33 protein-coding genes are annotated in these 25,646 nt (G+C 65.9%); 17 read left to right on the forward strand and 16 right to left on the reverse strand.

The annotated features are described in order from the left end of the window. The first annotated feature begins 1 nt into the window (after nt 1). From ACLJPD_RS15195 to ACLJPD_RS15215, 5 genes are all read left to right on the forward strand, one after another. Nucleotides 2-796 carry an IclR family transcriptional regulator gene (locus ACLJPD_RS15195; protein WP_410872761.1) on the forward strand — a complete coding sequence of 265 codons (795 nt, stop codon included), beginning with the start codon at nt 2-4 and terminating at the stop codon, nt 794-796. An 85-nt stretch (nt 797-881) separates the two neighbouring features. Continuing rightward, nucleotides 882-1,280: a hypothetical protein gene (locus ACLJPD_RS15200; RefSeq protein ID WP_410872762.1), complete on the forward strand. Its 399-nt coding sequence runs from the start codon at nt 882-884 to the stop codon at nt 1,278-1,280. Nucleotides 1,281-1,388: 108 nt separating this feature from the next. Further along, on the forward strand, nt 1,389-2,588 hold the full coding sequence (locus ACLJPD_RS15205; protein ID WP_410872763.1) for an NAD-dependent epimerase/dehydratase family protein: 1,200 nt from the start codon (nt 1,389-1,391) through the stop codon (nt 2,586-2,588). Continuing rightward, nucleotides 2,581-4,452, forward strand: coding sequence for a hypothetical protein (locus tag ACLJPD_RS15210; protein WP_410872764.1), 1,872 nt, complete (start codon nt 2,581-2,583; stop codon nt 4,450-4,452). Before ACLJPD_RS15205 ends, ACLJPD_RS15210 begins: the two co-directional genes overlap by 8 nt. After that, on the forward strand, nt 4,449-6,368 hold the full coding sequence (locus ACLJPD_RS15215; protein WP_410872765.1) for a glycosyltransferase: 1,920 nt from the start codon (nt 4,449-4,451) through the stop codon (nt 6,366-6,368). Before ACLJPD_RS15210 ends, ACLJPD_RS15215 begins: the two co-directional genes overlap by 4 nt. On the opposite strand, the gene hpnE is transcribed toward ACLJPD_RS15215, so the two are convergent. Next, complete coding sequence (gene hpnE / locus ACLJPD_RS15220) at nt 6,271-7,686, reverse strand: hydroxysqualene dehydroxylase HpnE (RefSeq protein ID WP_410872766.1); 1,416 nt, start codon at nt 7,684-7,686, stop codon at nt 6,271-6,273. The two genes, ACLJPD_RS15215 and hpnE, sit on opposite strands and share 98 nt — an antisense overlap. A gap of 271 nt (nt 7,687-7,957) precedes the next feature. Here hpnE and gndA point away from each other — a divergent pair, with 271 nt between their 5' ends. Next, nucleotides 7,958-9,403, forward strand: coding sequence for an NADP-dependent phosphogluconate dehydrogenase (gene gndA / locus ACLJPD_RS15225; RefSeq protein ID WP_410872767.1), 1,446 nt, complete (start codon nt 7,958-7,960; stop codon nt 9,401-9,403). A 276-nt stretch (nt 9,404-9,679) separates the two neighbouring features. Continuing rightward, on the forward strand, nt 9,680-10,216 hold the full coding sequence (locus ACLJPD_RS15230) for a DUF2637 domain-containing protein (protein WP_410872768.1): 537 nt from the start codon (nt 9,680-9,682) through the stop codon (nt 10,214-10,216). A 76-nt stretch (nt 10,217-10,292) separates the two neighbouring features. Here the strand turns inward: ACLJPD_RS15230 and ACLJPD_RS15235 are convergent, their stop codons facing one another. Then, nucleotides 10,293-10,712, reverse strand: a complete 420-nt coding sequence (locus ACLJPD_RS15235; protein WP_410872769.1) for a DUF2000 family protein — start codon at nt 10,710-10,712, stop codon at nt 10,293-10,295. A 50-nt stretch (nt 10,713-10,762) separates the two neighbouring features. Here ACLJPD_RS15235 and ACLJPD_RS15240 point away from each other — a divergent pair, with 50 nt between their 5' ends. After that, the gene (locus ACLJPD_RS15240; RefSeq protein WP_410872770.1) at nt 10,763-11,599 is read left to right on the forward strand and encodes a helix-turn-helix domain-containing protein; all 837 of its coding nucleotides are present in this window, start codon (nt 10,763-10,765) and stop codon (nt 11,597-11,599) included. Nucleotides 11,600-11,641: 42 nt separating this feature from the next. Further along, on the forward strand, nt 11,642-12,445 hold the full coding sequence (locus ACLJPD_RS15245; protein WP_410872771.1) for an alpha/beta fold hydrolase: 804 nt from the start codon (nt 11,642-11,644) through the stop codon (nt 12,443-12,445). A gap of 50 nt (nt 12,446-12,495) precedes the next feature. On the opposite strand, the gene ACLJPD_RS15250 is transcribed toward ACLJPD_RS15245, so the two are convergent. From ACLJPD_RS15250 to ACLJPD_RS15270, 5 genes are all read right to left on the reverse strand, one after another. Next, on the reverse strand, nt 12,496-13,197 hold the full coding sequence (locus tag ACLJPD_RS15250) for a cutinase family protein (RefSeq protein WP_410872772.1): 702 nt from the start codon (nt 13,195-13,197) through the stop codon (nt 12,496-12,498). Between the two features lie 20 nt (nt 13,198-13,217). After that, complete coding sequence (locus ACLJPD_RS15255; protein ID WP_410872773.1) at nt 13,218-13,424, reverse strand: hypothetical protein; 207 nt, start codon at nt 13,422-13,424, stop codon at nt 13,218-13,220. 31 nt (nt 13,425-13,455) lie between these two features. Next, nucleotides 13,456-14,226, reverse strand: coding sequence for a sigma-70 family RNA polymerase sigma factor (locus ACLJPD_RS15260; protein ID WP_410872774.1), 771 nt, complete (start codon nt 14,224-14,226; stop codon nt 13,456-13,458). Beyond that, the gene (locus ACLJPD_RS15265) at nt 14,223-14,360 is read right to left on the reverse strand and encodes a hypothetical protein (RefSeq protein WP_410872775.1); all 138 of its coding nucleotides are present in this window, start codon (nt 14,358-14,360) and stop codon (nt 14,223-14,225) included. The genes ACLJPD_RS15260 and ACLJPD_RS15265 overlap by 4 nt, the downstream gene beginning before the upstream one ends. A gap of 179 nt (nt 14,361-14,539) precedes the next feature. Further along, nucleotides 14,540-14,698, reverse strand: a complete 159-nt coding sequence (locus tag ACLJPD_RS15270) for a hypothetical protein (protein ID WP_410872776.1) — start codon at nt 14,696-14,698, stop codon at nt 14,540-14,542. A gap of 132 nt (nt 14,699-14,830) precedes the next feature. Here ACLJPD_RS15270 and ACLJPD_RS15275 point away from each other — a divergent pair, with 132 nt between their 5' ends. From ACLJPD_RS15275 to ACLJPD_RS15295, 5 genes are all read left to right on the forward strand, one after another. Further along, complete coding sequence (locus ACLJPD_RS15275; RefSeq protein WP_410872777.1) at nt 14,831-15,436, forward strand: TetR/AcrR family transcriptional regulator; 606 nt, start codon at nt 14,831-14,833, stop codon at nt 15,434-15,436. A gap of 112 nt (nt 15,437-15,548) precedes the next feature. Continuing rightward, entirely contained in the window at nt 15,549-16,505 is a 957-nt protein-coding gene (locus ACLJPD_RS15280) for a YihY/virulence factor BrkB family protein (RefSeq protein WP_410872778.1), read from the forward strand. Between the two features lie 96 nt (nt 16,506-16,601). Further along, the gene (locus ACLJPD_RS15285) at nt 16,602-17,108 is read left to right on the forward strand and encodes a hypothetical protein (RefSeq protein ID WP_410872779.1); all 507 of its coding nucleotides are present in this window, start codon (nt 16,602-16,604) and stop codon (nt 17,106-17,108) included. Next, nucleotides 17,105-17,365 (forward strand): DUF4235 domain-containing protein, encoded by a 261-nt coding sequence (locus tag ACLJPD_RS15290; protein ID WP_410872780.1) that lies wholly within the window; start codon nt 17,105-17,107, stop codon nt 17,363-17,365. Before ACLJPD_RS15285 ends, ACLJPD_RS15290 begins: the two co-directional genes overlap by 4 nt. Before the next feature lie 151 nt (nt 17,366-17,516). Beyond that, nucleotides 17,517-17,735 (forward strand): hypothetical protein, encoded by a 219-nt coding sequence (locus ACLJPD_RS15295; protein ID WP_410872781.1) that lies wholly within the window; start codon nt 17,517-17,519, stop codon nt 17,733-17,735. Nucleotides 17,736-17,758: 23 nt separating this feature from the next. Here ACLJPD_RS15295 and ACLJPD_RS15300 read toward each other — a convergent pair whose 3' ends face one another. From ACLJPD_RS15300 to ACLJPD_RS15325, 6 genes are all read right to left on the reverse strand, one after another. Continuing rightward, nucleotides 17,759-18,328 (reverse strand): hemerythrin domain-containing protein, encoded by a 570-nt coding sequence (locus ACLJPD_RS15300; protein WP_410873418.1) that lies wholly within the window; start codon nt 18,326-18,328, stop codon nt 17,759-17,761. Between the two features lie 91 nt (nt 18,329-18,419). Next, nucleotides 18,420-18,887 carry an SRPBCC family protein gene (locus tag ACLJPD_RS15305; protein ID WP_410872782.1) on the reverse strand — a complete coding sequence of 156 codons (468 nt, stop codon included), beginning with the start codon at nt 18,885-18,887 and terminating at the stop codon, nt 18,420-18,422. Between the two features lie 212 nt (nt 18,888-19,099). Next, on the reverse strand, nt 19,100-19,543 hold the full coding sequence (locus ACLJPD_RS15310; RefSeq protein ID WP_410872783.1) for a hypothetical protein: 444 nt from the start codon (nt 19,541-19,543) through the stop codon (nt 19,100-19,102). Between the two features lie 93 nt (nt 19,544-19,636). Continuing rightward, nucleotides 19,637-20,137 carry a hemerythrin domain-containing protein gene (locus ACLJPD_RS15315; protein ID WP_410872784.1) on the reverse strand — a complete coding sequence of 167 codons (501 nt, stop codon included), beginning with the start codon at nt 20,135-20,137 and terminating at the stop codon, nt 19,637-19,639. 117 nt (nt 20,138-20,254) lie between these two features. Then, on the reverse strand, nt 20,255-20,602 hold the full coding sequence (locus ACLJPD_RS15320; protein WP_410872785.1) for a hypothetical protein: 348 nt from the start codon (nt 20,600-20,602) through the stop codon (nt 20,255-20,257). A gap of 150 nt (nt 20,603-20,752) precedes the next feature. Continuing rightward, on the reverse strand, nt 20,753-21,028 hold the full coding sequence (locus ACLJPD_RS15325) for a GlsB/YeaQ/YmgE family stress response membrane protein (protein WP_410872786.1): 276 nt from the start codon (nt 21,026-21,028) through the stop codon (nt 20,753-20,755). A gap of 201 nt (nt 21,029-21,229) precedes the next feature. Here ACLJPD_RS15325 and ACLJPD_RS15330 point away from each other — a divergent pair, with 201 nt between their 5' ends. After that, on the forward strand, nt 21,230-21,811 hold the full coding sequence (locus ACLJPD_RS15330) for a hypothetical protein (RefSeq protein ID WP_410872787.1): 582 nt from the start codon (nt 21,230-21,232) through the stop codon (nt 21,809-21,811). Nucleotides 21,812-21,823: 12 nt separating this feature from the next. Here the strand turns inward: ACLJPD_RS15330 and ACLJPD_RS15335 are convergent, their stop codons facing one another. Genes ACLJPD_RS15335 through ACLJPD_RS15345 form a run of 3 tightly spaced genes read right to left on the reverse strand, consistent with a single transcriptional unit; the run spans nt 21,824 to nt 24,116 of the window. Then, a complete protein-coding gene (locus ACLJPD_RS15335) occupies nt 21,824-23,044 on the reverse strand; it encodes an RNA polymerase sigma factor (protein ID WP_410872788.1) in 1,221 nt (406 codons plus the stop codon). Then, nucleotides 23,041-23,412 carry a YciI family protein gene (locus ACLJPD_RS15340; protein ID WP_410872789.1) on the reverse strand — a complete coding sequence of 124 codons (372 nt, stop codon included), beginning with the start codon at nt 23,410-23,412 and terminating at the stop codon, nt 23,041-23,043. The genes ACLJPD_RS15335 and ACLJPD_RS15340 overlap by 4 nt, the downstream gene beginning before the upstream one ends. A gap of 53 nt (nt 23,413-23,465) precedes the next feature. Continuing rightward, complete coding sequence (locus ACLJPD_RS15345) at nt 23,466-24,116, reverse strand: DUF998 domain-containing protein (protein ID WP_410872790.1); 651 nt, start codon at nt 24,114-24,116, stop codon at nt 23,466-23,468. A gap of 164 nt (nt 24,117-24,280) precedes the next feature. Between ACLJPD_RS15345 and ACLJPD_RS15350 the strand changes: the two genes are divergently transcribed. Beyond that, nucleotides 24,281-24,709 carry a hypothetical protein gene (locus ACLJPD_RS15350; protein ID WP_410872791.1) on the forward strand — a complete coding sequence of 143 codons (429 nt, stop codon included), beginning with the start codon at nt 24,281-24,283 and terminating at the stop codon, nt 24,707-24,709. Nucleotides 24,710-24,795: 86 nt separating this feature from the next. After that, nucleotides 24,796-25,641, forward strand: coding sequence for an alpha/beta fold hydrolase (locus tag ACLJPD_RS15355; RefSeq protein WP_410872792.1), 846 nt, complete (start codon nt 24,796-24,798; stop codon nt 25,639-25,641). The last annotated feature ends 5 nt before the right edge of the window (nt 25,642-25,646 follow it).

Consider the following 25,646-nt stretch of genomic DNA (forward strand, 5'->3'; position numbering starts at 1 on the left):
AGTGGCTGTGCCCATCGAGCCCGAAGCGGCAGGAGGTCGCGACATCGTCGGCGCGGTCCTCAAAGCCTGCGCACTGCTCGAGAAATTCGGCGCTGATCGCCCCGTCTGGACCTTGAACGAACTCACCTCGGCCAGTGGGATGAACAAGACAACGGTGTATCGCCTGATGGCCACGCTGATCCACGCGGGCTGGGTGGATCGCACCGCGGAAGGTGCGTACCGGATCGCGATGCCGGTGTTCGAAATCGGTTCCGCCGCGCTGTCGAAACTCGATATCCGTGCTGCGGCCAAGCCGTTCATGGCCGAGCTGGCGGCGACCTTCGGGAACACGGCCTACCTGATGGTGCCCGCGGAACAGGGCGCGGTCTGCATCGACCTGCTCGAGGGGCGTAACTCCCTGGTCGTCGCCGGGATCAATATCGGGTCCGTGATGCCTTATCACGCCGCGGCGGGGCCGGTTGTCATGCTCGCTCATTCGAAAGTATTGCGAGACAAGTGGATCACGACGGATCTGCCCGCGATCACCGACCGGACCATCACCGATGTGGATCAACTCGTCGAGCACCTGGACGCAATCGCGCAAGCGGGCTATTCGCTGAGCAACTCCGATTACCTGCCCGGGGTCGCCGCGGTGGGCGCGCCGATTCTGGGGAAAGACGGATCGGTTGTCGCGTCCATCAGCGTGGGGGGTCGGGCCGAGGAGTTCGAAGGGGACGCACTCGCCGAGATGATCGCGCAGGTGTGTGACGCCGGGGCGCGGATCACCCGGATCATGCAGGCGTTACCGCGAGGCTGATCTCAGCGCAGCTGATCGTTTGTCTTTCCCCTGGTGGGTAGTCCAACGGGGTAAGGACAATCCGGGGGATGCGAGGAGTAGAGAAATGAGCACTACCAGTGTAATCGTGACAATCGTCGTCGCGGTCGTGGTCGTCCTTGTGCTTGCTGCCGTCATTCGGGCGTTGATGAGTAGCCGGCGTGAACACCGACGGGTCGATGCTGCCGGAATCCGGGAGCGGGCGGCGGTACAGGAAGGCGAGGTCGGACAGCGAGAGGCGCGGGCGGAGGAGATCGCCGCCCGGAGTCGCGCGGCACAGGCCGAAGCGGACGCGAAAGCCGCTCATGCCGAACAGCTCGCCCAGCAGGCGCAGGTGCACCACAGCGACGCGGCGGAATCGCGAGCCGACCTGGACAAGGAATGGGAGCGCGCGGACCGGGTCGACCCCGACACCAAGCCGAGTCGGACGACGCAAGATCCGGAGCGGCCGACGCGCAACAGCTGAGGACGGAACCCGATAAATTCGAGTGTCATTTCATCCGGTTCGGGTGATGTGTGGCGACTTTCTGAACGGCAGCATCGGTGAATCGACCGAAGCTGAAAAGGAGTCGCTATGCGGATCTTCGTTCTGGGTGGTGACGGGTTTTGCGGGTGGCCGAGCGCGCTGCACCTCTCGGCGCATGGTCATGACGTGACCATTGTCGACAGCGGGGTCCGCCGCAGGATCGACACAGAACTCGGTGTCCGGTCGTTGACCCCGATTCGGACCTTGGACGAGCGAGTCGCCGCGTGGCGAAAAGCGACCGGAAAGACCATCGGTACGGTCGAGATGGATATCGCCCTCGACTACGAGGACTTGACGGAATTGCTGTCGGCCGAGCGGCCCGACTCCATCGTGCATTTCGCCGAACAACGGTCCGCTCCGTATTCGATGAAATCGCCCGCGCACAAGCGGTACACGATCGATAACAACGTCAACGCCACCCACAATCTCATGGACGCACTGGTCGAGACCGGCGTCGACGCGCACGTCGTGCACCTGGGCTCGATGGGCGTCTATGGTTACGAATCCGTGCCGGTCGACCTGCCCGAGGGCTATCTGACGGTGTCCTATCCGGATCGCACCGGCACGATGCGCTCACGCGAGATCCTCTACCCGACGAATCCGGGCAGTGTGTATCACCTGACTAAGTCGCTGGATCAGCTGGTGTTCCAGTTCTATGCCCGCAATGACGGTGTCCGCGTCACTGACCTGCACCAGGGCATCGTGTGGGGCACCCAGACCGACGAGACCACCCTCGACGAGGCCCTGATCAATCGTTTCGATTACGACGGTGACTACGGCACCGTGCTGAATCGGTTCCTGGTGGAAGCCACGATCGGCTACCCGCTCACCGTCTACGGATCCGGCGGACAGACCCGCGCGTTCATCAATATCCGCAATACCGTGCAGTGCATTCGCCTCGCGGTCGAATCCGGTGACGAAGTATCGGGCAGGCCGCGGGTGATGAATCAGGTCACCGAGACCCATCGCATCGCCGACCTCGCTGATCTGGTCGCCCGCGTGGTCGGGGCGCAGGTCGTCCATCTCAGTAATCCGCGGGCCGAAGCCGATGTCAACGAGTTGAGTGCGGTCAACGACCATCTCCTTGCACTCGGTCTCGATCCCATCCTGCTCGAATCAGGGCTGTTGGCCGAGTCGGTCGACATCGCGCACAAGTACGCCGATCGAGTCGACAAGGAACGCATTCCCGCCAGCTCCTACTGGAACCGCGAACGCGAAGCGAAGAGCGAGGTCCCCGCCGGTGGCTGACGACGACGCCGCAGGCGAGGAGCGCACCCCCGATCCGCCACAGTATTTCCGCAACGAGCACGGCAGGACGGTGCCGCGGTCGGCCTGGTTCGTGGTCGGGCTGGCCGCGGTGCTCGTCGCGGCCTGGGTCGTGGTCCGGGCGGGCTGGTTGAATCCGCCGCCGAGTGACGGTTTCGATGTGCCCGCGGACCGGCTCTACGCCAAAACCCTCGCCGATCTGGGGCGACCGGACGGAATCCGGCTCACCGGCGACGCGCCGTCATCGAGTTTCCAGGTGGCGGTCCCGGTGGACTCGGCCGGAGACAAGACCCGGCTGCGCCTCGCCGGAACCGCGCAGGTCGCCGAGGACAGCACGGTGTTCCTGGTCGTCGCCATCGACGGGCAGGAGGTCTTCCAGCGCGAACTCCCGCGTGGCCAGAACGCGATCGACGACACGGTCGATGTTCCGAGCCGAGCCACCGCCGACGGCAATGTCAGGGTCACCGTTCGCACCAGGGGGACGTTGCATCACGAGTCGTGCACCGCCGATCGGAGCGCGGGCATGGTCATCGCGCTCGATCCCGACACCGTGCTCGAAGCCGCGCTCGACGAGCCGGTACACACGCTCCGCGACACGGTCGCCACCTGGGACGACACAGTCACCGTGGTGCTGGCAGACACCGCCGATCCGTGGCGCACCACCGCCGCCGAACTCGGGGTGGCGCTGACGGAATCCGGCTACACCGTGCGTTTCGCTAACAGCGTTCCCGATACCGGGCGGCGCAGTGTGATCTTGCTCGGCCCGGCCGAGCGGCTGGCCGAGACACCGGGCTGGTCGCGCACCGGGACCGACAACAGCGTCATGCTCGGCGCGATCGACGGCACGCCGGTGGTCAGCGTTGTCGAACCCGACGCCGATCTCGTCACCGCATACCTGACCACGCCCGCGGTGAGCACCGCCGATCGGCAGGCAGCCGATCCGCGCGCGGTCGGTGTCGCGGCGTCGGCGGGTGATGTCAGCCTGCTGTCGCTCGGCGCGGAATCCGGTGCAGTCCAGATCACCGAAAACCACACGTGGCGTGCCCGTTTCGCGTTGACCGAAATTCCCGATGGTCGGATCCCTGCCGGTGTGCGGGTCGCGTTCCAACTGCCCGCCACTCCACCCGACCTGGTCTGGCTGCTCAATGTCGAGCTCAACGGACAGTTTCTCGACAGCCGACCGCTCGCCCCGTCCCGCGACCCGGTGGTCATCGCGCTGCCGCCGCAAGCACTGCTGCTCGACAACACCGTGACGCTGACGGTGCAGCTCGATCGCGACCTCGGTGGCTGCGATGTGCGGATCACGCCCTATCCGATGCAGTTGCTCGGGTCGTCCGGACTCGAACTCGGTGACGACCCCGGTGCCGGATTCACGGCCGTGCCCCGCGAGCTCGGTGCGCGGCCCGCGGTGCACTTGTCCGCCGCCGACACGGCGAGCACGGTCGAGCTGCTCACCGCGGCCGTGCCGATGTTGGCCGAATTCCTGCCGGCCGCGGCGGATCCGGAGATCAGCTGGAACACCCCGCCCGCACCGGGTCGGCCGTTCGTGGTGATCGGCAGCGGCGATCCCGGTGTCGGTACCGTGGTCCGGCTGGTCGACAACCGGCTCGTCGCCGGCCGCGAACCGACGGTGCTCGATGTGCCCGCTTTCGAGACCGGCACGGTGGTGCAGTGCGCGACCGGCGACGGCGCGCGCGGGCTGGCCGTGCAATACGCGGGCGACACACAGGATCTGCCGATACCGGCCTTCGGCCGCGAATGCGCACAGGTGATCACGCCCGCAGGCGCGTTCACCGTCGACGGCGGTGGCGCGCTGGTCCCGGACGGCCCGAGCCTGCCTGAATGATGCGGGACGAGGCCAATTCTCCGACCCCGGCGGCGATCGCCGACCACTACCGGTCGGTCGACAGCGCGCCGGTCGACTATTCGGTGGACCGTCCGCCGAGCGCGAGCAACGGCTTCCTGCTCATGTTCACCGGGCTCAGCGTCATCGTGCTCGGCGGGCAGGCCGTGCTGCGGCACGCGGGCGTGATCGGGAACAACGACCTGGTGATCCTGGCCTCCGGCCGTGGTGACGTGGCGGTGCCGACCCGGATATTCCTGGTGGTCTTCTTCCTCACCTACGCCTATTACGCCTACAGCAACCGCTGGCGCCGGGCCCAACTCGGCGTGCTGTTGCTGGGGAAGTTTCTGCTGTCGTGCGTGTTCTTCGATGTGCTCGGCTGGTGGTTGGCGCACCAGCACATCCTGGAAGTGCACGTGCTCGGTCAGCAGATCGCATCGGCGCTGATCGCGTTGGCGCTCTTCCCGCAGACGGTGCTAGCGCATGCGCAACTGCCGCGTCCGCTGGACGGGACCGTCGACCCGCGTACCCCGCCGGGCGCGTATGTCCGGTTGATCGGTGCGCTGCTGGCGGCCATGGCCGTGGCCACCGTGGTGGAGGCCGCGCTGCCCGAACTCGTCTTCGACCTGCGTTCGGTGGCATTGCTCGGTGGAATGGGGCCCGGTGTCTTCCTGACCCAGCAGGTCTTCGCCGTGTGCACCGCCACCATCGGCTGGTTCACGCTGCAAAGATCACGGACACAAGACTTCTCGCCACCGGTGGCGGTTCTGGTACCCGCCCACGACGAGGCGCACGACATCGCGGCCACCATCGCCGCGGTCGACCGTGCGGCCGGCACCTACGCGGGCCGCATCCACCTCTACGTCGTTGACAACGCCTCTACCGACAATACGACCGAGGTCGCTGGGCAAGCGATTCGGGCATGTACCGCGATCACCGGCGAGGTGCTCGAATGCCCGACGCCGGGCAAGGCAATCGCGCTGAACCTGGGCGTGCACCGGATCACCGAGGAGTTCATCGTCCGCATCGATGCCGACACCGTGATCGGGCCCGGCTGCCTGCGGACGGCCATGCGACATTTCGGTGATCCGCACGTCGGGTCGGTGGGTGGGCTGCCGCTACCGATGGGGAACCGGACCTGGATCGACAGGGTCCGCCTGGTCGAGGTGTACCTGCGGCACGGGTTCTTCCAGGTGGCGCTCGACGGCTACCAGGGCGTCATGGGAGTACCGGGGATGTTCGCGATCTATCGGCGGCGCGTTGTCGTCGAGGTCGGCGGGATGGTCGAGGGCATGAACGGGGAGGACACCGACATCTGCTTGCGCATGGACGCGGCCGGCTACCACACGGTGGCGGATCCGAAAGCGGTGTACTACAGCGAGACGCCGGCCTCCTACGCGCATCTGCGGGAGCAGCGGGTCCGCTGGTTTCGCAGCATCTACCACATCTGCGCGCACAACCGGAAGATGCTGTTGGATCCGCGCTCGATCACCGGCGGCTTCGTGCTGCCGTTCCAGCTGGTCAACGCAGCGCGCCGGGCGATGCTCGGGCCGCTGCTCATCTTCGCCGTGGTCGACGCCGCCGTCTCGATCACGGCCGACCGGCCGCTGCACTGGCAACCGATCGTGGCCACCGTCCTCGGCATGCAGATGATCATGGCCGCCGCGGTCTGCCTCCTGTGGCAGCCGAGCTCGGTCAAACACCTGCCCGCGTATCTCTGCTTCCGCGTGCTGCGCAGCTACTTCACGCTCGGAGCCGCGCTGAGTCTGCGCTATCCGCCTGCGGATCCGATCCGCGCGCTGGCCACACGGTGGCCGCTGTTCAGCAATCTTTGTTCCGTCGGCGCCGCTGGCGGGCACCGAGATATTCGCGGACGCCGGCGACGGCGCGGGCCGCGCTTTCGGCGGCGGCTTCCATAGTGGAGGGCATGCCGGTCTCGGTCCAGTCGCCTGCGAGGAACAGGCCGTCGATGGGCGTGCGCTGTGGCAGGCGCAGCTCGTCGAAACCGGGCTGCGCCGAGAAGGTGGCCTGCGGCTGGTGGATGACGTGGGTGCGCAGCACCTCGGCTTCGGCGACCTCGGGGTAGTGCTTGGCCAGCGATTCCATTGCCGCCGTGGTGAATTCGGCGTTGGGCAGGTGGACTACATCCCATGAGGCGCTGACGGCCAGTGAATAGCAGTGGCCCGCCTCGGTCTCGACGCCGTGCATGCCCGTGGTGTCGAAAACCCACTCGATGGTGGTGTCGCGCAGATTCTCCGCGAGCCTGCGCATCCCCAGCGGGCGATCGAGCCACACGTAGACGCTCGAGATCGGCGCGGGCTCGATCTTGCGCACGGGGGTGAAATGGTCGTACTGCCCGAGGCGCCCGCGATCGAGCAATGTCGTCAGCGACCACGGCGGCAACGCGAGAACCGCTGCGTCGACCTCGATGACACGCCCGTCGGAGAGCCGCACACCGGTGAGCCCGTCTTCGGTGATCTCGATATCGGTGACACCGGTACCGACGACGATCTCGCCGCCGTGTGCCGTGAGATAACGCTCGGCGGGCGCGACGAACAACTCGTGCAGGCTCACTCGCGGCCAGATCGCGTCGCCGGCCCTGGTATTTCCCGACAGCGCGCGCTTGCCGATCCAGTGCAGGGTCTGGACGAACATGGACGCGGAAACCCGCTCGGTCTTCTCGTTGAGCAGACCGATGACGAACTGATCGAGCACCAACGCGCGCAGCGATTGCGGCGCACCGATCTGCCTGAACCAGCGATCGACGGTCAGATCGTCGAGTTCGGGCGCGGGGCGCAGCGCGGCGCGGGCGATCCGTGCCCAGGTGCGCAGGGCGGCGGGCCGCTCGCGCAACGGGATCGGCGGCCATGCCATCCAGGACAGCCCGACAGCACGGCGCAGCGTGCCCGGCAGCCACGTGGGCGCGCGCAGGGTCAATAGCCGGTCGGGCCCGGTCCGGATCGCGAAAGGTGCGGCGTCCCAGCGGAGTTGCTCCCGCGTGCCGATGGTGTCGACATAGCGCAGCAGCGCGTCGTAACAACCGGCGAAGAGGTGCTGGCCGTTGTCGATCCGGCCTTCGATACCGGGCACCTCGAACGAGATCGTGCGACCGCCGAGCCGTCCCCGCTTCTCGACGAGGGTGACCCGGTGACCCGCCTCCGCGAGCCAGACCGCCGTGGCCAATCCGGCCAGGCCCGCACCCGCGACCAGGATGTGCGCGGATTCCTGCTGCCTCATCGGCACCTCCGGACAATCGATGAAAACGAGAATGAATGAGAGGATTTCCCTGTCATGCTCGCACAGCGTCGGCGGGCTTGTACAGAGCGGAACCCGCTCGGACAGAACAGAACTCGCCACGCCCGCGAAACGGCCGAGGCCGTGCGAGATTCTGGTCCAGGCACCCAGTAACTTGGCCGGTGAGGCACGTCGATCGGAATATCGGCCGACGAAGCCGCGGAAGCTGTCTTTCGCACACTCACTGGACCCGACGAATTGAGAGAACTGATCAATGTCGACCTCTACCGCGCGTGCGCACATCGGTGTCACCGGCCTGGCTGTGATGGGTAGCAATATCGCCCGCAACTTCGCCAAGCACGGCTACACCGTCGCGCTGCACAACCGTTCCGTGGCCAAGACCGACGCGCTGCTCGCCGAGCACGGCGGCGACGGCGATTTCGTCCGCACCGAGACCGTCGAGGAGTTCGTCGCCGCGCTGGAGAAACCGCGACGGGTGCTGATCATGGTCAAGGCGGGCGAGGCGACCGACACCGTCATCGCCGAACTCGCCGACGCGATGGAGCCGGGCGACATCATCATCGACGGCGGAAATGCCCTCTACACCGACACGATTCGCCGTGAGGCCGCCCTGCGTGAACGCGGGCTGAACTTCGTCGGGGCGGGCATCTCGGGCGGCGAGGAGGGCGCGCTCAACGGTCCCGCGATCATGCCGGGCGGGCCGAAGGAGTCCTACGAGTCGCTCGGCCCGCTGCTGGAGTCGATCGCCGCGCAGGTCGACGGCACTCCGTGCTGCACCCACATCGGCCCCGACGGTTCCGGGCACTTCGTCAAGATGGTGCACAACGGCATCGAGTACGCCGACATGCAGTTGATCGGCGAGGCCTACCACCTGTTCCGTGACGCGCTCGGTTTCGACGCCGGGCAGATCTCGGAGGTGTTCACGCAGTGGAACTCCGGGGACCTGGAGAGCTACCTGGTCGAGATCACCGCGCAGGTGCTCGCGCAGGTCGACGCGAAGACCGGCAAGCCGCTGGTCGACGTCATCGTCGACGCCGCCGAGCAGAAGGGCACCGGCCGCTGGACGGTCAAGTCCGCGCTCGATCTGGGTGTTCCGGTGACCGGTATCGCGGAGGCGGTCTTCGCCAGGGCGCTGTCGGGCTCCCGCGCCCAGCGCAAAGCCGCGGTGGGACTGGCGTCGGGCACGCTCGCCGACAAGCCCACCGATGTCGAGCAGTTCACCGAGGACATCCGGCAGGCGCTGTACGCGTCCAAGGTCGTCGCCTACGCACAGGGCTTCGACCAGATCGCCGCGGGCAGCGCCGAATACGGCTGGGATCTGCACCCCGGCGACATGGCGACGATCTGGCGCGGCGGCTGCATCATCCGGGCTCGGTTCCTGAACCGGATCAAGGAAGCCTACGAGCAGGACCCCGCCCTGCCGAGCCTGATCCTCGCACCATACTTCCGTGAGGCCATCGAGACGGCGATCGATAGCTGGCGGCGGGTGGTGTCCAGCGCCACCCTGCTCGGGATCCCGGTTCCGGCCTTCGCGTCGTCGCTGTCCTATTACGACGCGCTGCGTGCCGAGCGCCTGCCTGCCGCCCTCACCCAGGGCCAGCGTGACTTCTTCGGCGCGCATACGTATGAGCGCGTCGACGCGGAGGGCAAGTTCCACACGCTGTGGAGCGGTGACCGCAGCGAAGTGGCCGCGGGCTGAGCACTGGCTACGAGTAACTGTGCGCCGCCCGACGATGACCTAGGAGACGCTTCCAGGTCCGTCGGGCGGTGCGGTTGACACCGCGCATGGTTCGCATCACCTTCGGCGTCGAGGCTTCGAGTTCGGCGGCTGATCTGCGGGTGGCCGTACTCTGTTGAGTGCCTGCATATTTGGCGACCATAGCCCGTAGGATGGAACCTGATGGACCACACAGACCCTTTCCCTCGCCATATTCCCGTCACGGTGCCGAAGCTACTTGTGGGCTTAGGGTCTGCGTTGGTTGTCGCTGCGGCGATCGCATCCTTCACCTTCACCTCCACCCTCGCGCAGGTGGTCGGAGTTCCTGGCCATCTGACCTGGTTGTGGCCGGTGGTGGTCGGCCTCACCGTCGCGCTCCTCGCCTGCACCTTCATCACGTTGGTCGGCATCCGCGACGAGAAGGCCACCTCGCTGGTGCGGGTCTACGAGTTGTTGCTCGTGGCCGCCGTGCTGTGCAGCATCTGCGGAAACCTGCTGTCCATCTCCCGCGATCCGATCCAGATGGGAACCCTCGGGACCGCGATCGTGGTGTCCGTTCCCCCGGTATGTCTGATGATCTGCGTGGGTAACTACCTGCTGCTCACGGCAGTCGTCCCCGTCCGCATCGTGGCGTCGATCCGTGAGGACGACTGGCGGCTGCGAGTCCTCGGCATACAGAATGCGCCGGTGCCACCGAAAGATTCGAACCTGCCCGACCGCGACAGCGCCTCCTGGTGGGACCAGCACCGAAGTGAGGCAAGGACTCCACCGACGACACCGAGGACCCGGACATAGGCCTACCGGCAGTTCCGTAGGTCGGAGCTCGCTGTCCCCGGGCCAATCGGCTCGGGGACAGACCGCGGTGTTCGGTTCACGGATGCATTCGCGCGCCTTTGAGCGTCTTGTCCACGACATTGCGCGGTCCGTACACGGCGATACCGACGAGGTCGAGATCGTCGGTGCGGACCGCTCGCACCGCGGCGCGATTGTCCCCGTCGTTTCCGGTGTTGAACAGGTCCGAGGTGAACACCGCCGTCGGCACTCCTCGTGCCAGCGCCTTACCGTGCGCGCCGTGCAGCGTCTCCTTGCTGCCCTCGAAGACGAGCACCGGCTGCCGGAACATCGGGAGGTAGATTGTCGCGTCGGCGTCCTCGTACGGTTCGCCGATCACCTCCGGTACCGCGCTACCGAGTCCACTGATCAGAAATGCGGTCACATTCAGCCGCTGCCAGGTCTGCAGGTCATCGCGGAGCAGTACCGCGATCTTGGTGTCGAATCGAACGCTCTCCATGCCGATGACTCTGCCCTCGACCGGCCCGCCGAGGCTTGTACGATCCTGGCATGGTTGTCGGCAACGCGGTCGAACAGGTCAGGGCCTGGCAGCCGCGGGTGCCGGGCATCGTCGAAGTCTTTCATGCCCATTTCGTCGGGCACGTCTATCCGATGCACGCCCACGATTCCTGGACGCTGCTGATCGTCGACGACGGTGCGGTCCGTTACGACCTCGACCGGCACGAACACGGGGCCCTCGGCTCGGTGGTCTCGCTGCTTCCGCCGTATGTTCCGCACAATGGCCAGGCCGCGACCGCGCGCGGGTTCCGCAAGCGAGTTCTGTATCTCGACCATGCCCATTTCTCCGAAGCGATGATCGGGTACGCCGTGGACTCGCCCACCTTCACCGACCCACTGCTGCACCGGCGCATCCGCCAGTTGCACGCGGCACTGGCGGACCCCGGCGAGGAACTGGAGTCCGCCAGTCGCCTCGCGCTCATCCACGAGCGGCTTCGCGACCTGCTGCGCGGCACCGACCCGTCGGCGCGGCGGGCCGACCCGGCGTTGGCGCACCGCCTGCGCGGCCTGCTCGATTCCCGTGCCGCCGAAGGCATTTCCCTCACCGAGGCGGCGGCGGTTCTGCACGCCGATTCCACCCATCTGATCCGCGCGTTCAGTCGCGAGTTCGGCATGCCACCGCACCAGTACCTGATCTCGCGCCGGGTCGATCTCGCTCGTCCGCTGCTGCTGGGCGGCATGCCAGCGCGAGATGTGGCCGCCGCTACCGGTTTTCATGATCAGCCGCACCTGATCCGACACTTCAAACGCATCGTGGGCACGACGCCCGGACAATTCGCGCGCAGCAGCGTCCTGGTCCCGCCGCAACCGATGGTCAGGACTCGTTGACGGCGCAAATATGTCGGGGTTCGCGGTGAGTTATCTTTGCTCATGGGTTCCGATCGGTCCGCAGTAGTCCTGTTCCATGGCGTCACCATGTCGGCGTCGGCGTGGGACGACGTCGTCCCGCACTTGACCGAGCACCATGAGGTGATCGCCCTGACCGCGCTCGGCCATCGGGGTGGGCCGGCGGCGGGGCAGCGGCCGGTCAGCGTGCGCGATGTCGTCGACGCGGCCGAGCGGATGTTGGACGACCGGGGGATCGACAAGGCCCATCTCGCGGGAAACTCACTCGGCGGCTGGATGGCCATCGAACTCGCCCTGCGAGGCCGGGCATCGAGTGTCTGTGCGCTCTCGCCCGCCGGATTCTGGGATGGCGGTGGTCACGGACAGACCGACGGCGTCAGGAAACTGCGCCGCATGGCCACCCTTGTCCGGTTGACCCACCGGGTCCAACCGCTGGCCGTCCGATCGGCATCGGTTCGACGGCTCTCGATGCGCGATATCGCTTGTCGCGCAGACCGTTTGACGCCGTCTCAAGCCCTGTCGGCAGCCACGGACCTCATCGAATGCGCCGTCACCGAAGACCTGCTCGCCACCGAGGAGCAGATAGCCCCGATGGCGGAGTTGCCGTGTCCGATCACCCTGGCCTGGTCGGCCAAGGACGCCATCCTGCCGGCGGCGATCAATGGCCGTATCGCCCGGAACCGCTTACCGCAGGCCCGCTTCGAGATCCTGCCCGGCGTCGGACACGTGCCGATGATCGACGATCCGAAACTGGTCGCGGCGACGATTCTGGCAACGACAGGTGCGATGCCCGAAACACCGTCGCCGAACCCGGGCCTCGGCCGGTAACCCGATCACGACTGTCACGTGGCGCAGCACATACGACGTTTCGACGGATATCAGCCGAGCTGTTCGCGGACGAAAGCCGCGGCTTGGTCACGGTTGTCGTTGACGAAGTACGCGACATGGCCATAGCTCGCAGCATTTCCGAACCCGGCAGCCGGGTCGCCGCCTTGGCACACCCGGTCACCGGCATTGCAGTAGTCGCGCAGCCGGTCGGCGAATTCCGCGAGCGCGCCGACGGGCAGTGCGCCGGTGCCGGACAGGGCGGGATCGTAGCTGCCGCGGTTGTAGGGTTCCGCGCCGTTGAACAGCGGGCTGCCGAACAGCGCGATGGCGTCGATCCGCGCCGCCGCCTGTGCTGTCAACGCGTTTCGCGTGTCGAGGGTCTTGCCGATGACGCGCGCGCCCTGCGAGTAGCCGAGTAGGACGAGCCGCTGGTCAGGGCAAGCGGCGGCGGTGTCGTTCAGGAGCGTGGTGAGATTCGCTATCCCGCGCACCGCGCTGTCCGGGTTCATCGAGGCCGGATATTCGAGTTCGGTCACCGTGGTGCGACGGCCGGATTCCTGGGCGATCCGCTGGCCCAGCGGCGTGAGCAGCAAGCTGCCGAACTGCGGTTCGAGGGTGCCTCGGACGGTGACGACCCGGACCTCCGCGCAGCCGTCGGGAGCTGGATCGGCGGCCGCGGGAGGCAGGGTCGGCAACGCCAGGGCAGCGGCTATTGCGGTCGAATGCACCAGGATTCGAAATCGTCCACGCATCCGGTCACTATATTGTCCGATCAGGCGGGGCGCAGGCGGTCTGCCCGTTGGCCGACGGTTCGGAGCGTGGACGGCCTGATGCGCGGGTCGGCGCCCTCCATGATCGCGGTCCACCAGTCATGTAGCGGGCTGGGTTCGGGCCACCGCACGAACGGTGTCTGCTGCTCCTTGGCGGCCGGAGCCGGGACTTCCGGGGTGCGGGCGGGTCCGTTGAGATCACCGTTCATGACTGTTTTCCTCGTGGTGTTTCAGGCCGCGTCATCGAGATCCTTCCTCGGTTGCTTTGCTGATGGCCTGCTCACGCAGCCGACCCAAGGCGCGGGTGAGGGTGCGGGAGATGTCCAGCTGGGAGACACCGAGTTCGGCCGCGATCTCGGCCTGGTTCTTGTACAGGAAGAACCGCAGCTCCAGGACTCGGCGTTCGTGTCGGGGCAGTTGTGCCAGCAGCGGCGCGACGGGGGAGCAATCGTCGAAGTAGGCGTCGCCGGGTTCGTCGTCCTCGCGTTCGACGGTGTCGATCGGCCCGGCGGAATAGGCATTGCCCGCGATCAACGCCCGCGTCACTTCACCGAGTTCGACGTCGAGCTCGGCGGCGATCTCGTAGGCCGTAGGCGGGTGACCCAACCGCTGCAGCAGTGCCTCGATGCACCTCCCCAGTCGCTGCTGGATGTCTGCGGTTCGACGAGGTTCTCGCACCGTCGAGGTGCTGTCACGGAAGCAGCGGCGAACCTCGCCATGAATGATCGGGATGGCGAAGGACAGGAACGCGGTGCCCTGTTCGACCTGGAATCGGTCGACAGCATGGACCAGGCCCACCGAGGCGGCTCGGAGCACATCCTCGTACGACTCTCCGCGGCCGCTGTATCGGCTGGCGATGTTCTGCGCCAACGGGAGACACCGTTCGATCAACTCGCGTCGCAACAAGACCTTCTTGACCTTGTCCTCGGCCGCGGCGATCTCCTCGAACCAAGGCTCGGCGTGTTCATAGGCCGTGCGCGGGTCGTCGGGACGCTCTGCCTGCGCGGTCAACGGGTGCCCGCGCTACCACTGCCGGGCGCGTCGGCGAAGGTCCGCCGACACGTGAAACTCAGCCGTGCACCGTAATCCGCTGCGAGCGGTGCACTGGATTTCTGGTCGAGGGCCGGGTCGATGAGGATACTCATGTGGCTCCGATGATTCGACACCTCGCGCCTGTCGCGGCAGCGAGAGCTTTTGTCGTATTGGGCAGCACCACCGAAATGGGCTGTGCTGCGGAAAATCCCGGAAGGCGCAGGGTTCTCGACACCGAAAAGGGAGGAATCCGGCTGCACGAAAGCAGCTCAGGAGGGTTATTCAGAGATTTTTATTCAGGCATCGACGCTGCGGTGAAAACCGGCAGGCCCACGATGTGGTAGGCATGATCGAGGGTGCTCGATGACGTCGGTGTCAGGGTCTGGTTCATCCGCTGGGGTGCGGGTAGGGCTGACGAACCGGATCTGGAAGGCTCGATGATGTCGCTCATCTGGGCTCCGATGTGGCGCTTGCGCACCGTGGGCGGTCGGGAAAACGCTGTAGACACAGCCGACCGTTACTTCATGTCTACCAGAGACAGGGCTGTCTGTATACCTTAAGGCTCAGTACCGTGAAAGGTGATATGGAAACGCCGCAGGACCATCGGACCGCACCACTCGCCATTTCGGCTCGGGAACGGCTGCTGAGTGCCGCCTACGAATTGTTCACCCGCCGCGGTATCCAGGCTGTCGGCACAGATGAGGTCATCGAGGTGTCGGGCGTGGCAAAGGCCACCCTGTACCGCCATTTTCGTAGCAAGAATGACCTGGTACTGGCGGTATTGGAGCGCCGGGAGCAACTGTGGACGCTGGGGCTCATCGAACAGCAGTCTCGACTTCGCGGAGCCACACCCGAACAGCAGCTACTGGCGATCTTCGACGTGTTTCACGACTGGTTCCAAAAGCGGGAGGATTTCGACGGCTGCTCGTTCATCAACGTCCTGCTCGAGCTGGGCACCGCGCATCCGGCCGGCCAGGCCAGCATCCAGTATCTGGACAACATCCGCGCGATCGTGAGCCAACGGGCGCGAGCGGCCGACCTGCGTGATCCTGATGAGTTCGCCCGGTCCTGGCACATCCTGATGAAGGGATCCATCATCTCCGCGGTCGAAGGCGATGTGCTCGCCGCGCGTAGGGCTCAGGCCATGGCACGCACGCTGATCGAGCAACACCGACCCGCCCCTGCCTGAAAGTGGTGTCCCACTTCGAGTCGGCCGGGCTCGCTGCCTGACCGGTGACCGCAGCTGCCGTTTGGCTCCTCCGATGTCGGGTAAGCAGCCGACGATCGGGAGGAGATGGGTGATGTCGGAGAGTGTTGCCGAGCGCGAGCCTGCGGCGCAGGACTGGTCGGCGGGGCCTTCGACGCTGCGCAGGCGGTCGTGGTGGGGCGTGCTGCGCCGCACCGTGACCGAGTTCCTGGAAGACAATGTGACCGATTGGGCCGCTGCGCTCACCTACTACAGCGTGATGTCGCTGTTTCCCGGCATCATCGTGCTCACCGCGGTACTCGGGCTGCTCGACCCCTCGGCGACCGACTCACTCCTGCAGACCATCGAGCAGCTCGGCACCGGTCCCGGAACCGCCCTGCTCATCGACGCGATCCGGGAGTTGCAAGGTTCCCGCGGGCTGGCCGGTCCGCTGGCGATCATCGGCATGGTGACGGCGCTGTGGACGGCTTCCGGCTATATCGGGGCCTTCATCCGGGCGTCCAACACGGTCTACGACACCGAAGAAGGCCGCCCGATCTGGAAGACGCTGCCGCTGCGCTTCGGGCTCACCGCGGTGATGGTGCTGTTGATCGCGCTGTGCGTGACCGGGGTGCTGTTCACCGGCAGATTCGCCGAAGCGGCGGGGGAGTGGCTCGGTGTCGGCTCGGTCGGTGTGCTGATCTGGGACATCGCCAAGTGGCCGGTACTCGCTGTCCTCGCCAGTCTCGGGGTCGCCCTGCTGTATTGGGCCGCGCCCAACGCGCAGCAGCCGGGATTCCGGTGGCTCTCGCCGGGCAGCGTGCTCGCGGTACTGCTGTGGATCGTCGCCTCGGCCGGCTTCACCCTGTACGTGGCCAATTTCGGCTCCTATAACAAGGTGTACGGCTCCCTGGCCGGTGCCGTCGTCTTCCTGGTGTGGCTGTGGCTCAGCAATGTCGCTGTCCTGCTCGGTGCCGAATTCGACGCCGAACTGGCTCGCGGCCGCCGCATCGAACAGGGCCAGTCGCCCGAATATGAACCCGTCCTCCCCCCGAGAGACGCACCCGAATAAGGAGGCAATGCCATGGCGAACTCGCACACCGGACCGCCCGCGAATGGCGGACAGCCGCAAGCAAGACGTCGAGATCGTCAAGGACGGGAGTAGTCGATGAACGAGCACAACGAGCAGGAAGCACTGCGTCGGGACCGCGACCAGGCACAGCAGGAACTCGGTGAGATCGTGGCCGAGTTGACCGACAATCCGGATGTGCCCGCCCGCGCGAAGGAGAAGGGTCACGAGACGGCCGAAGCGGCCGAGGACCGGGTCACCGACGCGAAGTATCAGGCACTGGCCGCCGCCGACCAGGCGCGGGACAAGGCCGATCAGGTGCAGGCCACCGCCAAGGCGAAGGTCGACCAAGCGCAGGCGACCGCCACGGCGAAGACCGACCAGGTGCAGGCCGTTGCCAAGGCGAAGGCCGATCAGGTGCAGGCCGTTGCCACGGAGAAGACCCGGCAGGTGACGGAGAAGATCGAGTCCTCAGTTCCCGAGCCGGTGATCGAACGTGGCAAGCAGGCTGCTGAGGTGGCTCGCCGGAACGCGGTGCCGGTGGCGGCGGCTGCGATCTCCGCTACGGCCGTGATCTGGTTGCTGGCACGGCGGCGTCGGTCATGACGACGATGTACCGGCCGCTCGGCATGGTCGTCGGAGTGCTCGGTGGTGTCGCCGCCGGCGCGGTGTTCAACCGGGTCTGGGGTGTGGTGGCCGGAGGCGAGGAACCGCCGTCGGCGACCGCACGCGACCACACCTGGCGTGAGGTCCTGCTCGCCGCCGCGCTGCAGGGCGCGGTCTTCGGTCTGGTCAAGGCGGCTGTGGACCGTGCGGGCGCGACCGGCTACAAGTCACTGACCGGGACCTGGCCCGCCGATTAGGACATGAAGGCCGAATCAGACCCCCGGATTCGGACGCAGATCAGCCCGAGGCAAACTTCGGGCTAATCTGCGTTGGGCTGTTTGATGTTGCCGGAGAAGGGAATTCCGCGTGAAGTCCCCGCGCCGTGCGAGGACACCCTAGGAGACCGCCATGGTGATTTCGAGTCCAGCTCAGCAGCTCGACGGAACTGAAAATGGCGATATCGAATCCGCTGCGGCGATGATCGCGCACGACAACGACCTGGTCGTCCACCTCGAGGACCCTGGTCTGCGCAGGCTGTGCACATGCGCGGCCGGATTGTCCGGCCAGGCGCAGGCGCGGCTCGAGGCGGTAGCCGAAGCCTTGCGGAGCACTGAATACCAGCAGTGACGTCACCGCGACGGCCGCACTGGTCAGTGCCGTTTCAGGCTGCCCACCGTGAGCGATCCGCTCGGCGGGCTCTGTACCTTCTCTGCCGCGCGGACGTAGCTCTCGGGATCCTTGTCGACGGCCCGCACTCCGGCATAGTTGCGCGCCTCGAAGGCGGCGAAGGTGACGGCGAGTTGATGGCGCTGTGCCAGTCCGGCCAAGCGCCGGAAGTCGGTGAGGCCTTCGCGTTCTTCCTCGGCCATATGGTCGCTGTTGGCGAGGTTGGCTGCCGCGACAGCCGCATACCAGTCGTCGGTGCCCACTTGATGACGCTTTACGTCGGCCACCGCGTCTCTGATGTCGTTGTGATCGTGGATGGCGTCGAGCGTCTCGTCCTCCACCGGGCCCGTGCGGTTGGCCGCGATGCCCACTTGGAGCAACGCAGGGTAGAAGATCTCCTCCTCGGCCAGCGCGTGTAGCTCGAGAAAGGCCGCGAGCCTGTCCCAGATCGCGGAAAGCGCGTCGGTGTCCTTGCGGTTGATCTGTTCCAGGATCGCGAACAGGCGACGCTGCTCGTGGTGATCATCAAGGATCAGTTCTGTAATGTCCACGATTCCTCCCTGATACGGCTGCCGACGGATTTCAGCGCGTCTTCCACGGCAAAAGCGGCCGGGGAATCCCGGCCGCTGCCGTCAGCGTCGCTGGTCAGATCCCCGCGTCGGGGCGCGGGATATCGCCACGCCACGCTCCGGTCGCGTGGCCCTCACTCTCGATGAACTGCTTGAAGCGTTTCATATCACCGTTCACGCGGTGCTTCAGCACGCCCAGTTTGTCGGCGGCGGTTTCGATGAAACCTTCCGGGTCGACATCCATCTGCGCGGTGATCCGGGTGTGAGTGTCGTCGAGACGGTGGAAAGTGATGACCCCGGCATGGTCGGGTCCACTGTCGGATTTCCACGCGACCCGCTCGTCCGGGTGCTGTTCGGTGATGGTGGCGTCGAACTCCCGCGTCGCTGGACCGACGTGGATGCGCCAGTGGGTGTGTCGGTCGTCGAGCTGATTCACCTGCTCGACTCCCTCCATGAACTGCGGGAAGGTTTCGAACTGGGTCCACTGGTTGTAGGCGGTGCGGATCGGGACGTCCACATCGACAGTTGCGGCTACCGTGCTCACGGGTACTCCTTCCCCAGCCTGCCTGCGTCGCCGCCACAGACTGGATTCGGTCACAGCTGCAAGCCTTGGAGGCCCTGCAACTCGTACAGTCCTTGCCTACCCGGGGTCCGAAAGCGCAAACAGGAGGTACGCGGTCGTGTCGGTATGGCACCAAAACGACCTTGTACCAATATCTTCGAGCGGCAAGTGCGGCCGATCAGTACGGAAAGGTCCTATTCTGGTTTGGCCTCGTGGCCGGGAAGACCGTGTGAGCGCCGTGACTCCTTCATCTCGGCCTCGTAGAGGTGGGTGCGGCCGTCGACAAGTTCATCGCGGACGACCTTTTCGAGCTCGCGGAACAGCGTGTAATAGCCGTTGTCGTATTCCTCGACGATCTGGAAGGTCCACCGATCAGCTAATACATTGCGGCCGACCAACTCGGTCGCAATCCGATCGGCGAGGGTGTGGTGACCGGCCGCACGGAGCAAATCCACCGCCTCGCCCAGCGCGAGGTCGGCGCCACCGGTGAGCTGATGGAATGCGTACAAACTCCCACGGGCCCGTTCGGTCGTCTCCAGTGCCTCGGACAGCTTGCCGACGGCTTCGACAGTGCGGTCGTCGACACCGGGAGGACGGCGGTGGCGCCGGTCGGGTCGATCGTTTTCGGGGCGGGTCATCGGCGGCGACTGCTTCCTGACTTTGTGGGCATTCGGCCTCAATTCAGAGTTGATGGCGTCCGCTGTGGCAAGACGAACCGCATGCCGAACGTATCAGGCGGTCATCGCGTGTACTGCTTTCTTCACCGCTCCGGGCTGGTCAGGTGAAGTCGGCGCCTTCTTGCGTAATTCGAGCATCCGGGCACCGATTTCCTGAAGCTGCTTGCGCCCCAGCTTTTCTCGAACCTTCGGGAACCATTCATCTTCTTCTTCGTCGATATGATGGTCGACGTTCTCGATCAGCACGGTGGCCTTGGCGGTGAAACGCTCATCGTCGGGCTTCATCGCCGCCAGCTCCATCACCAGCACATCGGCGACATGGTGTTCTTCGTACGATTCGAGAATGTCGTCTTCCAGCTCGGGAAGCAGTTTACGCACCTCTGGATACATGCATTCATTCTCGAGATAGGTGTGCACGGTCAGTGCTTCGATGATCTTCGTGACAAGACGCCCCTTGGTGGCGTGTGCGTCATGACCAGCTTTTTCGAAGTCTCGGAACAGTTTTCGGATCGCCTTGTGATCTTCGCGCAGAAGCACTATTGCATCAGTGGACATCGATACTCCCTCGAAGTGTGAGAACTCTGGCTTTGTGCTGATTGATCCCCGCATACCCAACCGGAGATCACTCAATCCGGCCGAGTCGCGTCACTGATCTGTATCGGTCTCGCGAAATCAGAAACCCACGAGTCCCGAGGCCAGATCCACGGTGTCGATGATCTGTTTGGTCTGTTCGCGTGCGGTGGGGCACTGGTCGCGCGTCACCGCATCGATCGCGTCGCGATGGCGTGCGAGGGAAATATTGATCGCACCGTTGCGCAGCGCCCAGATGTGGACGGTGCCGTTGAACTTCACGCGAGCAATGGCGCTGCCGTGCCGACGCCAGTCGTCGAGATCGGCCCATATCGCCTCGCACAACCGCGCACCGGCGGCTTGACCGATCAGGGCAGAGCCCGCTTCACGGCCTGACGAACCGGTCGTCGTCGCACAGGCGATGACTCCCGCCGATATGAGAGCACCCAACAAGGCGACGCGACCCAAGCGGTGGACACGAGGGTCCGTTCGTCTCATGAGCATCGAGCTCTCCTCGTTCTGGGACGGTGTGGTCACAGAGGCGGCCCGCAGCTTGAAGGCTGCGGGCCGTGCACTGAGGTTGTGCCGGTTCAGTGGCAGTTATCGCGATACGCCGCGACGTCCGGTGACCAAACCGACGAGGAACAACAGAACGACAGCACCGACGATGCAGGTGAAGAAGCTGAACCACAGTCCGCCGCCGTTGACATCGACACCCAGCAGTTTGAGCAGGAACCCACCCAGCAGGCCGCCGACGATACCGACGACGATGTTGAGCAGGATCCCCTGCTGTGCGTCGGTCTTCATGATCTTGCTGGCAATCCATCCGGCGAGTCCGCCGATGATGATCCATCCGAGAATTCCGAGACCGAGCATGGTCTACTCCCATCATCTTTACGTGCCAGCGAGCACCCGGTGCGGGTGCTCGCTCTCTCCGACCGCATACCCGGGCTCCGCGCAGTCAATCAGGCCACCGGGAAATGATGTGTTCTTCTGCGGGGCAGATGGTTTCGAGGAGACCGGACGAGTGGGCACTCTCGACTCCCGCTGCCCCTGGGTCGTTCCTACAATCGCAGCGTGACGCTCACCCTCGCCGACCTCGTCGGCTACACCGATCGTGGCCTCGATGCCGATCTCGCCCGCTGGTTCCCGGACGACGAACCGGTCATCGTCCCGGCCGAAACCCGTTCGGTGGCGCCGTTTCTCGCAAAACTGGCCCCTGTCGACGCTGCCGCACTCGCGGCATTCGACCGCCGGGTCCGCTCCGGTCGGCTGCCGCAGTTCCTCGACATCTTCGACTGGTCCTACGCCTTCGACTTCGCCGACAACGGCTGCGAGATTCTCGACGCGGACTACACCACCGAACTGACCGACGCGGACGTGTTCTCCATCGGCGCCGACGGCGGCGGCAACCTCTATGTCGTGCTCACCACCGGTCAGGTCGCGGTGTGGTTCCACGAGGAGGACGTGCTCGAGGGCGGGACCCGCTTCGACAACCTCGACGTCTTCCTCTGGTCGGCTGTGCGCTACCGAGCGGTGCGCGCGGGCAGGCTCGCGATTTCCGACGTCGAGGCCGACTTCACCGCACTCGGCCAGGACGGCGCGCTGGCCGAGGATGTCGGATTGCTGAGTCTGATGACCTCGAAGTCCCGGGCGTAGGAAATTCGCCGGTCAGTCGAGTCGGTCGGCCTTGTTGCGGAGATAGCGTTGTTCGACGTGGTTGCCGGTCAGGTCGGCTGCCTGCCGGACCAGACGTGCCGCGGTGGCGAGGTCTCCGGTTTGCTGCAGGAGATGGGCGCGGACGGCGAGTTCGCGTTGCCGGATGAGCGGGTTGTGATCGAGGTGGTGGTGTCGGTTGAGATCGTCGAGCAGGGCCAGTCCGCGCGCGGGGCCGTGGGCGTGGGCGACAGCCACGACCCGGGCGAGCTGGACGGGTGGGGTCGGACTGAGTCGTTCGAGCCACAGGTAGAGAATCGCGATCTGGGGCCAATCGGTCCCGCCCGGGGAGTCTGCGGCGTGCACTGCGGCGATGGCGGCCTGGATTTGGTAAGGACCCGCGGGGGCGCGGTTCCAGACGCCGTCGATGAGCGTGGTTCCCTCCGCGATCAGGTCACGGTTCCAGCGGGCAGGGTCCTGCTCGTCGAGGGGCACCAGTTCACCGGCGTGCGTGCGTGCCGCGCGCCGGGATTCAGTGAGCAGCATCAGCGCGAGCAGTCCGGTTACCTCGGCATTCGCGGGCAGGGTGGCGTGCAACATTCTGGTCAGTCGAACGGCTTCGCCGGTGAGGTCGATCCGGACCAGATCACCACCGGTGGTGGCGGTGTAGCCCTCGTTGAAGATGAGGTAGAGCACGCGCAGCACAGCGGCCAGGCGGCTGTCCCGGTCGACGTCGGTCGATGGCGTGAAGCGCGCGCCGGCTTTGACGAGTTGTTGTTTGGCGCGGCTGATCCGGGTGCCCATGGTGGCCTCGGTCGTGCCGTAGGCGTGTGCGATCTCGGCGGTGGTCAGTCCGCCGACCGCGCGCAGCGTGAGGGCGACCTGGGCAGAGTGGCCAAGCGCGGGGTGACAGCACAACAGCAGCAGGGTCAGGCTGTCGTCGACGTCGCTGGGCTGCGCGGCTCGCGCGGGTTCGGCCATGGCCGCCGCTTCGACTTCACGGCGGCGGCGCGCCCGGTCCGAACGCAGCATGTCGATCATCCGCCGGTAGGCGATCCGGATGAGGCGGCTGCGTGGGTTGTCCGGGATGCCGTCCCGCGGCCAGGTCCGAGCCGCGATCAGCAGTGCTTCCTGGACCGCGTCCTCCGCGATGTCGAAGTGCCCGAAGCGGCGCACCAGAGCCCCGAGGACCTGCGGCGCTTCGGTGCGCATCAGGTCCTCGATGTCGGGGGTCACGCGGTGAAGTCCGCACCCATGATCGGGCGGATCTCGATCGGTTCGCCGAGCACCTCGACGATGCGGGCGGCGATCTCGACGGCTCGCTCGTGACCGGTGACCTCGATGACCGCGAAGCTGGCCAGGACCTCCTTCAGTTCCGCGAAGGGCCCGTCGGTGGCCACCACGCCGTCTGCGGTTCTGCGCACGGTGGTGCTGACCACCGGGTGGCCGAGGCCCTCGCTGGCGACGAACTCGCCGGCGGCGATCAGTTCTTGTTCCAACCGCTGATAGGTGGCGAACGCCGCCAACGCCTCCGCGGAAGGCGTGTCGGCGGTCGCCGCGTCCCAGGCGGTGGTCGGGGTGTAGCCGAGGAGCAAATATTTCATGGTCTGTCCTCCTGACGGGTGGTTCGTCGACGGTAACTGAGCGGGTGGTTCGGTCATACGAGGCGCCGCTGGGATACCGCCACCACGGTGGTCCACGTGAACGCGATCATGCCGTTGACCGCGATCTGGACGCTCATGTACTCAGGTGAGATCGGTACCAGCAGCACGAGACCGGCGACCGCGCTCGCCGCGGCTGGCAAGACCGCGCGGCGGCGAGCACACCGCACGCTCAGCACGAGGGCGGCAGCGGCGAGCGCGGTGAAAGCCACGGCGGCGGCCGCCGAGTGCGCGACGCTGTGCCAGGACATCTGCGCGACCGGCTCGTCCGGGGTGCCCGCCGGGAATCCGTTCTCCGGATCCATGGTGAAGAGCCCGGCCGCGATGAGCCCCGCGCCGAAGAGTCCCACCAGAATCGGCAGCGCGCGCCGCCCGGTTCCCTCGAAGACAGTGCGGCGCAGGCCGACCGCCAGTGCCAGCGCGCCCGCGCCTGCGCTCACGAACGTCGCGATCTGGATCCAGGCGAGATCTCCGGTGGCGAGTTGGCTGATCGGATGCCGGGTGATGTCGAAACCCTCGCGGGTGAGCATCTGGGTGATCGCCGAAGCGAAGAACAGTGGTCCGGCGGCGGCGCCCGCGAGCAACAGTCGGTCGGATGCCCGCTTCGGTGTGTGCCGGGTAGGGGTGGCAGTCATTGCGCGAGTCATGGCTTTGTCCTTCCTCGATGGGGTCTTTCGCTGCTACCTCGGAGCTGGTGACGAGATCTCGACAGCTCGAAAAGTGATTCAGATCACATGACGCGAAATGTCGAGAGCCACACCGCGGCTCCGAGGTAGCAGCGAAAGAACACCCCCTTACCGAGGAGGACGAGATGATCGAGACCCAACCACAGCCCACCCCCGAACTTCGGACGCTGGACCGTCTGGTCGGCACCTGGCGAGTCAGTGGGGGCGCGCAGGGAACCGTGCGCTACGAATGGATGGCGGGCCGGTTCTTCCTGATTCAGCACATCGACCTGGCCCAGGACGGCCACCCGGTCACCGGCATGGAGGTAATCGGCAACCTGCGCCCGTTCGGTGAGCCGACCGGTGCGGACGTGGCCTCGCGCTATTACGACTCCGTCGGCCGAACCTTCGACTACGTCTACGAACTGACCGGTGACACCCTCACCATCTGGGCAGGCGCCAAGGACAGTCCCGCCTATTACCGGGGCACCTTCGACGCGGCCGGGACAACAGTCACCGGCGAATGGGTCTATCCGGGCGGCGGCGGATACTCCTCCACCATGACCCGAGTCTGATCCGACAGCTCGAGCCGGTCACCACCGGCTCGGGCTGGGGTGAGGGGTTGACCCTGACGCAGGGGTAGCCCCTCAGCATGGTCGGCATGACTACGACAGTTGATCAATTCACGGTCCGCCACGACGGCGTCACGATTCCGGTGTCTCGCGGCGGCGAAGGGCGACCGTTGGTGCTGTGCCCCGGTTTGGCTTCGACACAGGCCGAGCTGCACGAACTCATCGAGATGCTGCGGCGCGACTTCGACGTGGTGACCTTCGACCTACGGGGCCATGGCCTTTCCTCCGCTGCTGACCAGTACTCCTTCGAGGTGTTCCTCGGCGACTTCGTCGCCGTGATGGCGGAGCTGCGCCGCCACGGCCTGCCCTCGGCACCCGTGCTCGCGGGCCACTCGTACGGCGCGGACCTGGTCGTCCACTACGCCGACGAAAATCCCGACAATGTCGGCGAACTCGGTGTCATCGACGGGGCGAACCCGATACCCGCACCGTTCATCACCGAGACAGACCTACCGGAGTTGCGGGTGGTCTGGGAGAACCTGGCCACGCACCTGGAGACCGTCAGGGGCACTGCGCGTCAGGTGCTGCTCACCGGCCAGGAAATTCTGGACCTCAATCTCGAGCTCGATGTGATCCGGTCCGGAATCACTGTCGAGATCGATGTGGTCGGGTCCGGAATCATCGACCGGTACCGCACGATCGACCATCCGGTCCGCATGATCATGTCGACCTCGATGGCCGGTGACAGCGGCGAAGGGCGGGTGCCGCGGCACAATCGGCTCTGGCGGGCCGGCATCGATCGGCTGCTCCACGAACGGCCGGACATTTCCCTGTCGTTGTTGGACGCAGGTCACGGGCTGGTCGTCACCCACGTCAAGGAAGTCGCCCAGATCATCCGCAGTGCACATACTTCTTTTGACCAGGCGGGCTCTTGAACCGC

This window comes from Nocardia sp. A7, from assembly GCF_046549215.1.
GTDB lineage: Bacteria > Actinomycetota > Actinomycetes > Mycobacteriales > Mycobacteriaceae > Nocardia.

Excerpts from the sequence above, each read along its gene's own strand:
- ACLJPD_RS15355 (WP_410872792.1), top strand. The coding sequence starts at position 24,796 with ATGACTACGACAGTTGATCAATTCACGGTCCGCCACGACGGCGTCACG.
- ACLJPD_RS15285 (WP_410872779.1), top strand. The coding sequence starts at position 16,602 with ATGAACGAGCACAACGAGCAGGAAGCACTGCGTCGGGACCGCGACCAG.
- ACLJPD_RS15280 (WP_410872778.1), top strand. The coding sequence starts at position 15,549 with ATGTCGGAGAGTGTTGCCGAGCGCGAGCCTGCGGCGCAGGACTGGTCG.
- ACLJPD_RS15275 (WP_410872777.1), top strand. The coding sequence starts at position 14,831 with ATGGAAACGCCGCAGGACCATCGGACCGCACCACTCGCCATTTCGGCT.
- ACLJPD_RS15270 (WP_410872776.1), bottom strand. The coding sequence starts at position 14,698 with ATGAGCGACATCATCGAGCCTTCCAGATCCGGTTCGTCAGCCCTACCC.
- ACLJPD_RS15255 (WP_410872773.1), bottom strand. The coding sequence starts at position 13,424 with ATGAACGGTGATCTCAACGGACCCGCCCGCACCCCGGAAGTCCCGGCT.
- ACLJPD_RS15250 (WP_410872772.1), bottom strand. The coding sequence starts at position 13,197 with ATGCGTGGACGATTTCGAATCCTGGTGCATTCGACCGCAATAGCCGCT.
- ACLJPD_RS15265 (WP_410872775.1), bottom strand. The coding sequence starts at position 14,360 with ATGAGTATCCTCATCGACCCGGCCCTCGACCAGAAATCCAGTGCACCG.
- ACLJPD_RS15310 (WP_410872783.1), bottom strand. The coding sequence starts at position 19,543 with ATGACCCGCCCCGAAAACGATCGACCCGACCGGCGCCACCGCCGTCCT.
- ACLJPD_RS15245 (WP_410872771.1), top strand. The coding sequence starts at position 11,642 with ATGGGTTCCGATCGGTCCGCAGTAGTCCTGTTCCATGGCGTCACCATG.
- ACLJPD_RS15240 (WP_410872770.1), top strand. The coding sequence starts at position 10,763 with ATGGTTGTCGGCAACGCGGTCGAACAGGTCAGGGCCTGGCAGCCGCGG.
- ACLJPD_RS15215 (WP_410872765.1), top strand. The coding sequence starts at position 4,449 with ATGATGCGGGACGAGGCCAATTCTCCGACCCCGGCGGCGATCGCCGAC.
- ACLJPD_RS15345 (WP_410872790.1), bottom strand. The coding sequence starts at position 24,116 with ATGACTCGCGCAATGACTGCCACCCCTACCCGGCACACACCGAAGCGG.
- hpnE (WP_410872766.1), bottom strand. The coding sequence starts at position 7,686 with ATGAGGCAGCAGGAATCCGCGCACATCCTGGTCGCGGGTGCGGGCCTG.
- ACLJPD_RS15295 (WP_410872781.1), top strand. The coding sequence starts at position 17,517 with ATGGTGATTTCGAGTCCAGCTCAGCAGCTCGACGGAACTGAAAATGGC.
- ACLJPD_RS15350 (WP_410872791.1), top strand. The coding sequence starts at position 24,281 with ATGATCGAGACCCAACCACAGCCCACCCCCGAACTTCGGACGCTGGAC.
- ACLJPD_RS15200 (WP_410872762.1), top strand. The coding sequence starts at position 882 with ATGAGCACTACCAGTGTAATCGTGACAATCGTCGTCGCGGTCGTGGTC.
- ACLJPD_RS15315 (WP_410872784.1), bottom strand. The coding sequence starts at position 20,137 with ATGTCCACTGATGCAATAGTGCTTCTGCGCGAAGATCACAAGGCGATC.
- ACLJPD_RS15205 (WP_410872763.1), top strand. The coding sequence starts at position 1,389 with ATGCGGATCTTCGTTCTGGGTGGTGACGGGTTTTGCGGGTGGCCGAGC.
- ACLJPD_RS15325 (WP_410872786.1), bottom strand. The coding sequence starts at position 21,028 with ATGCTCGGTCTCGGAATTCTCGGATGGATCATCATCGGCGGACTCGCC.
- ACLJPD_RS15290 (WP_410872780.1), top strand. The coding sequence starts at position 17,105 with ATGACGACGATGTACCGGCCGCTCGGCATGGTCGTCGGAGTGCTCGGT.
- ACLJPD_RS15340 (WP_410872789.1), bottom strand. The coding sequence starts at position 23,412 with ATGAAATATTTGCTCCTCGGCTACACCCCGACCACCGCCTGGGACGCG.
- gndA (WP_410872767.1), top strand. The coding sequence starts at position 7,958 with ATGTCGACCTCTACCGCGCGTGCGCACATCGGTGTCACCGGCCTGGCT.
- ACLJPD_RS15235 (WP_410872769.1), bottom strand. The coding sequence starts at position 10,712 with ATGGAGAGCGTTCGATTCGACACCAAGATCGCGGTACTGCTCCGCGAT.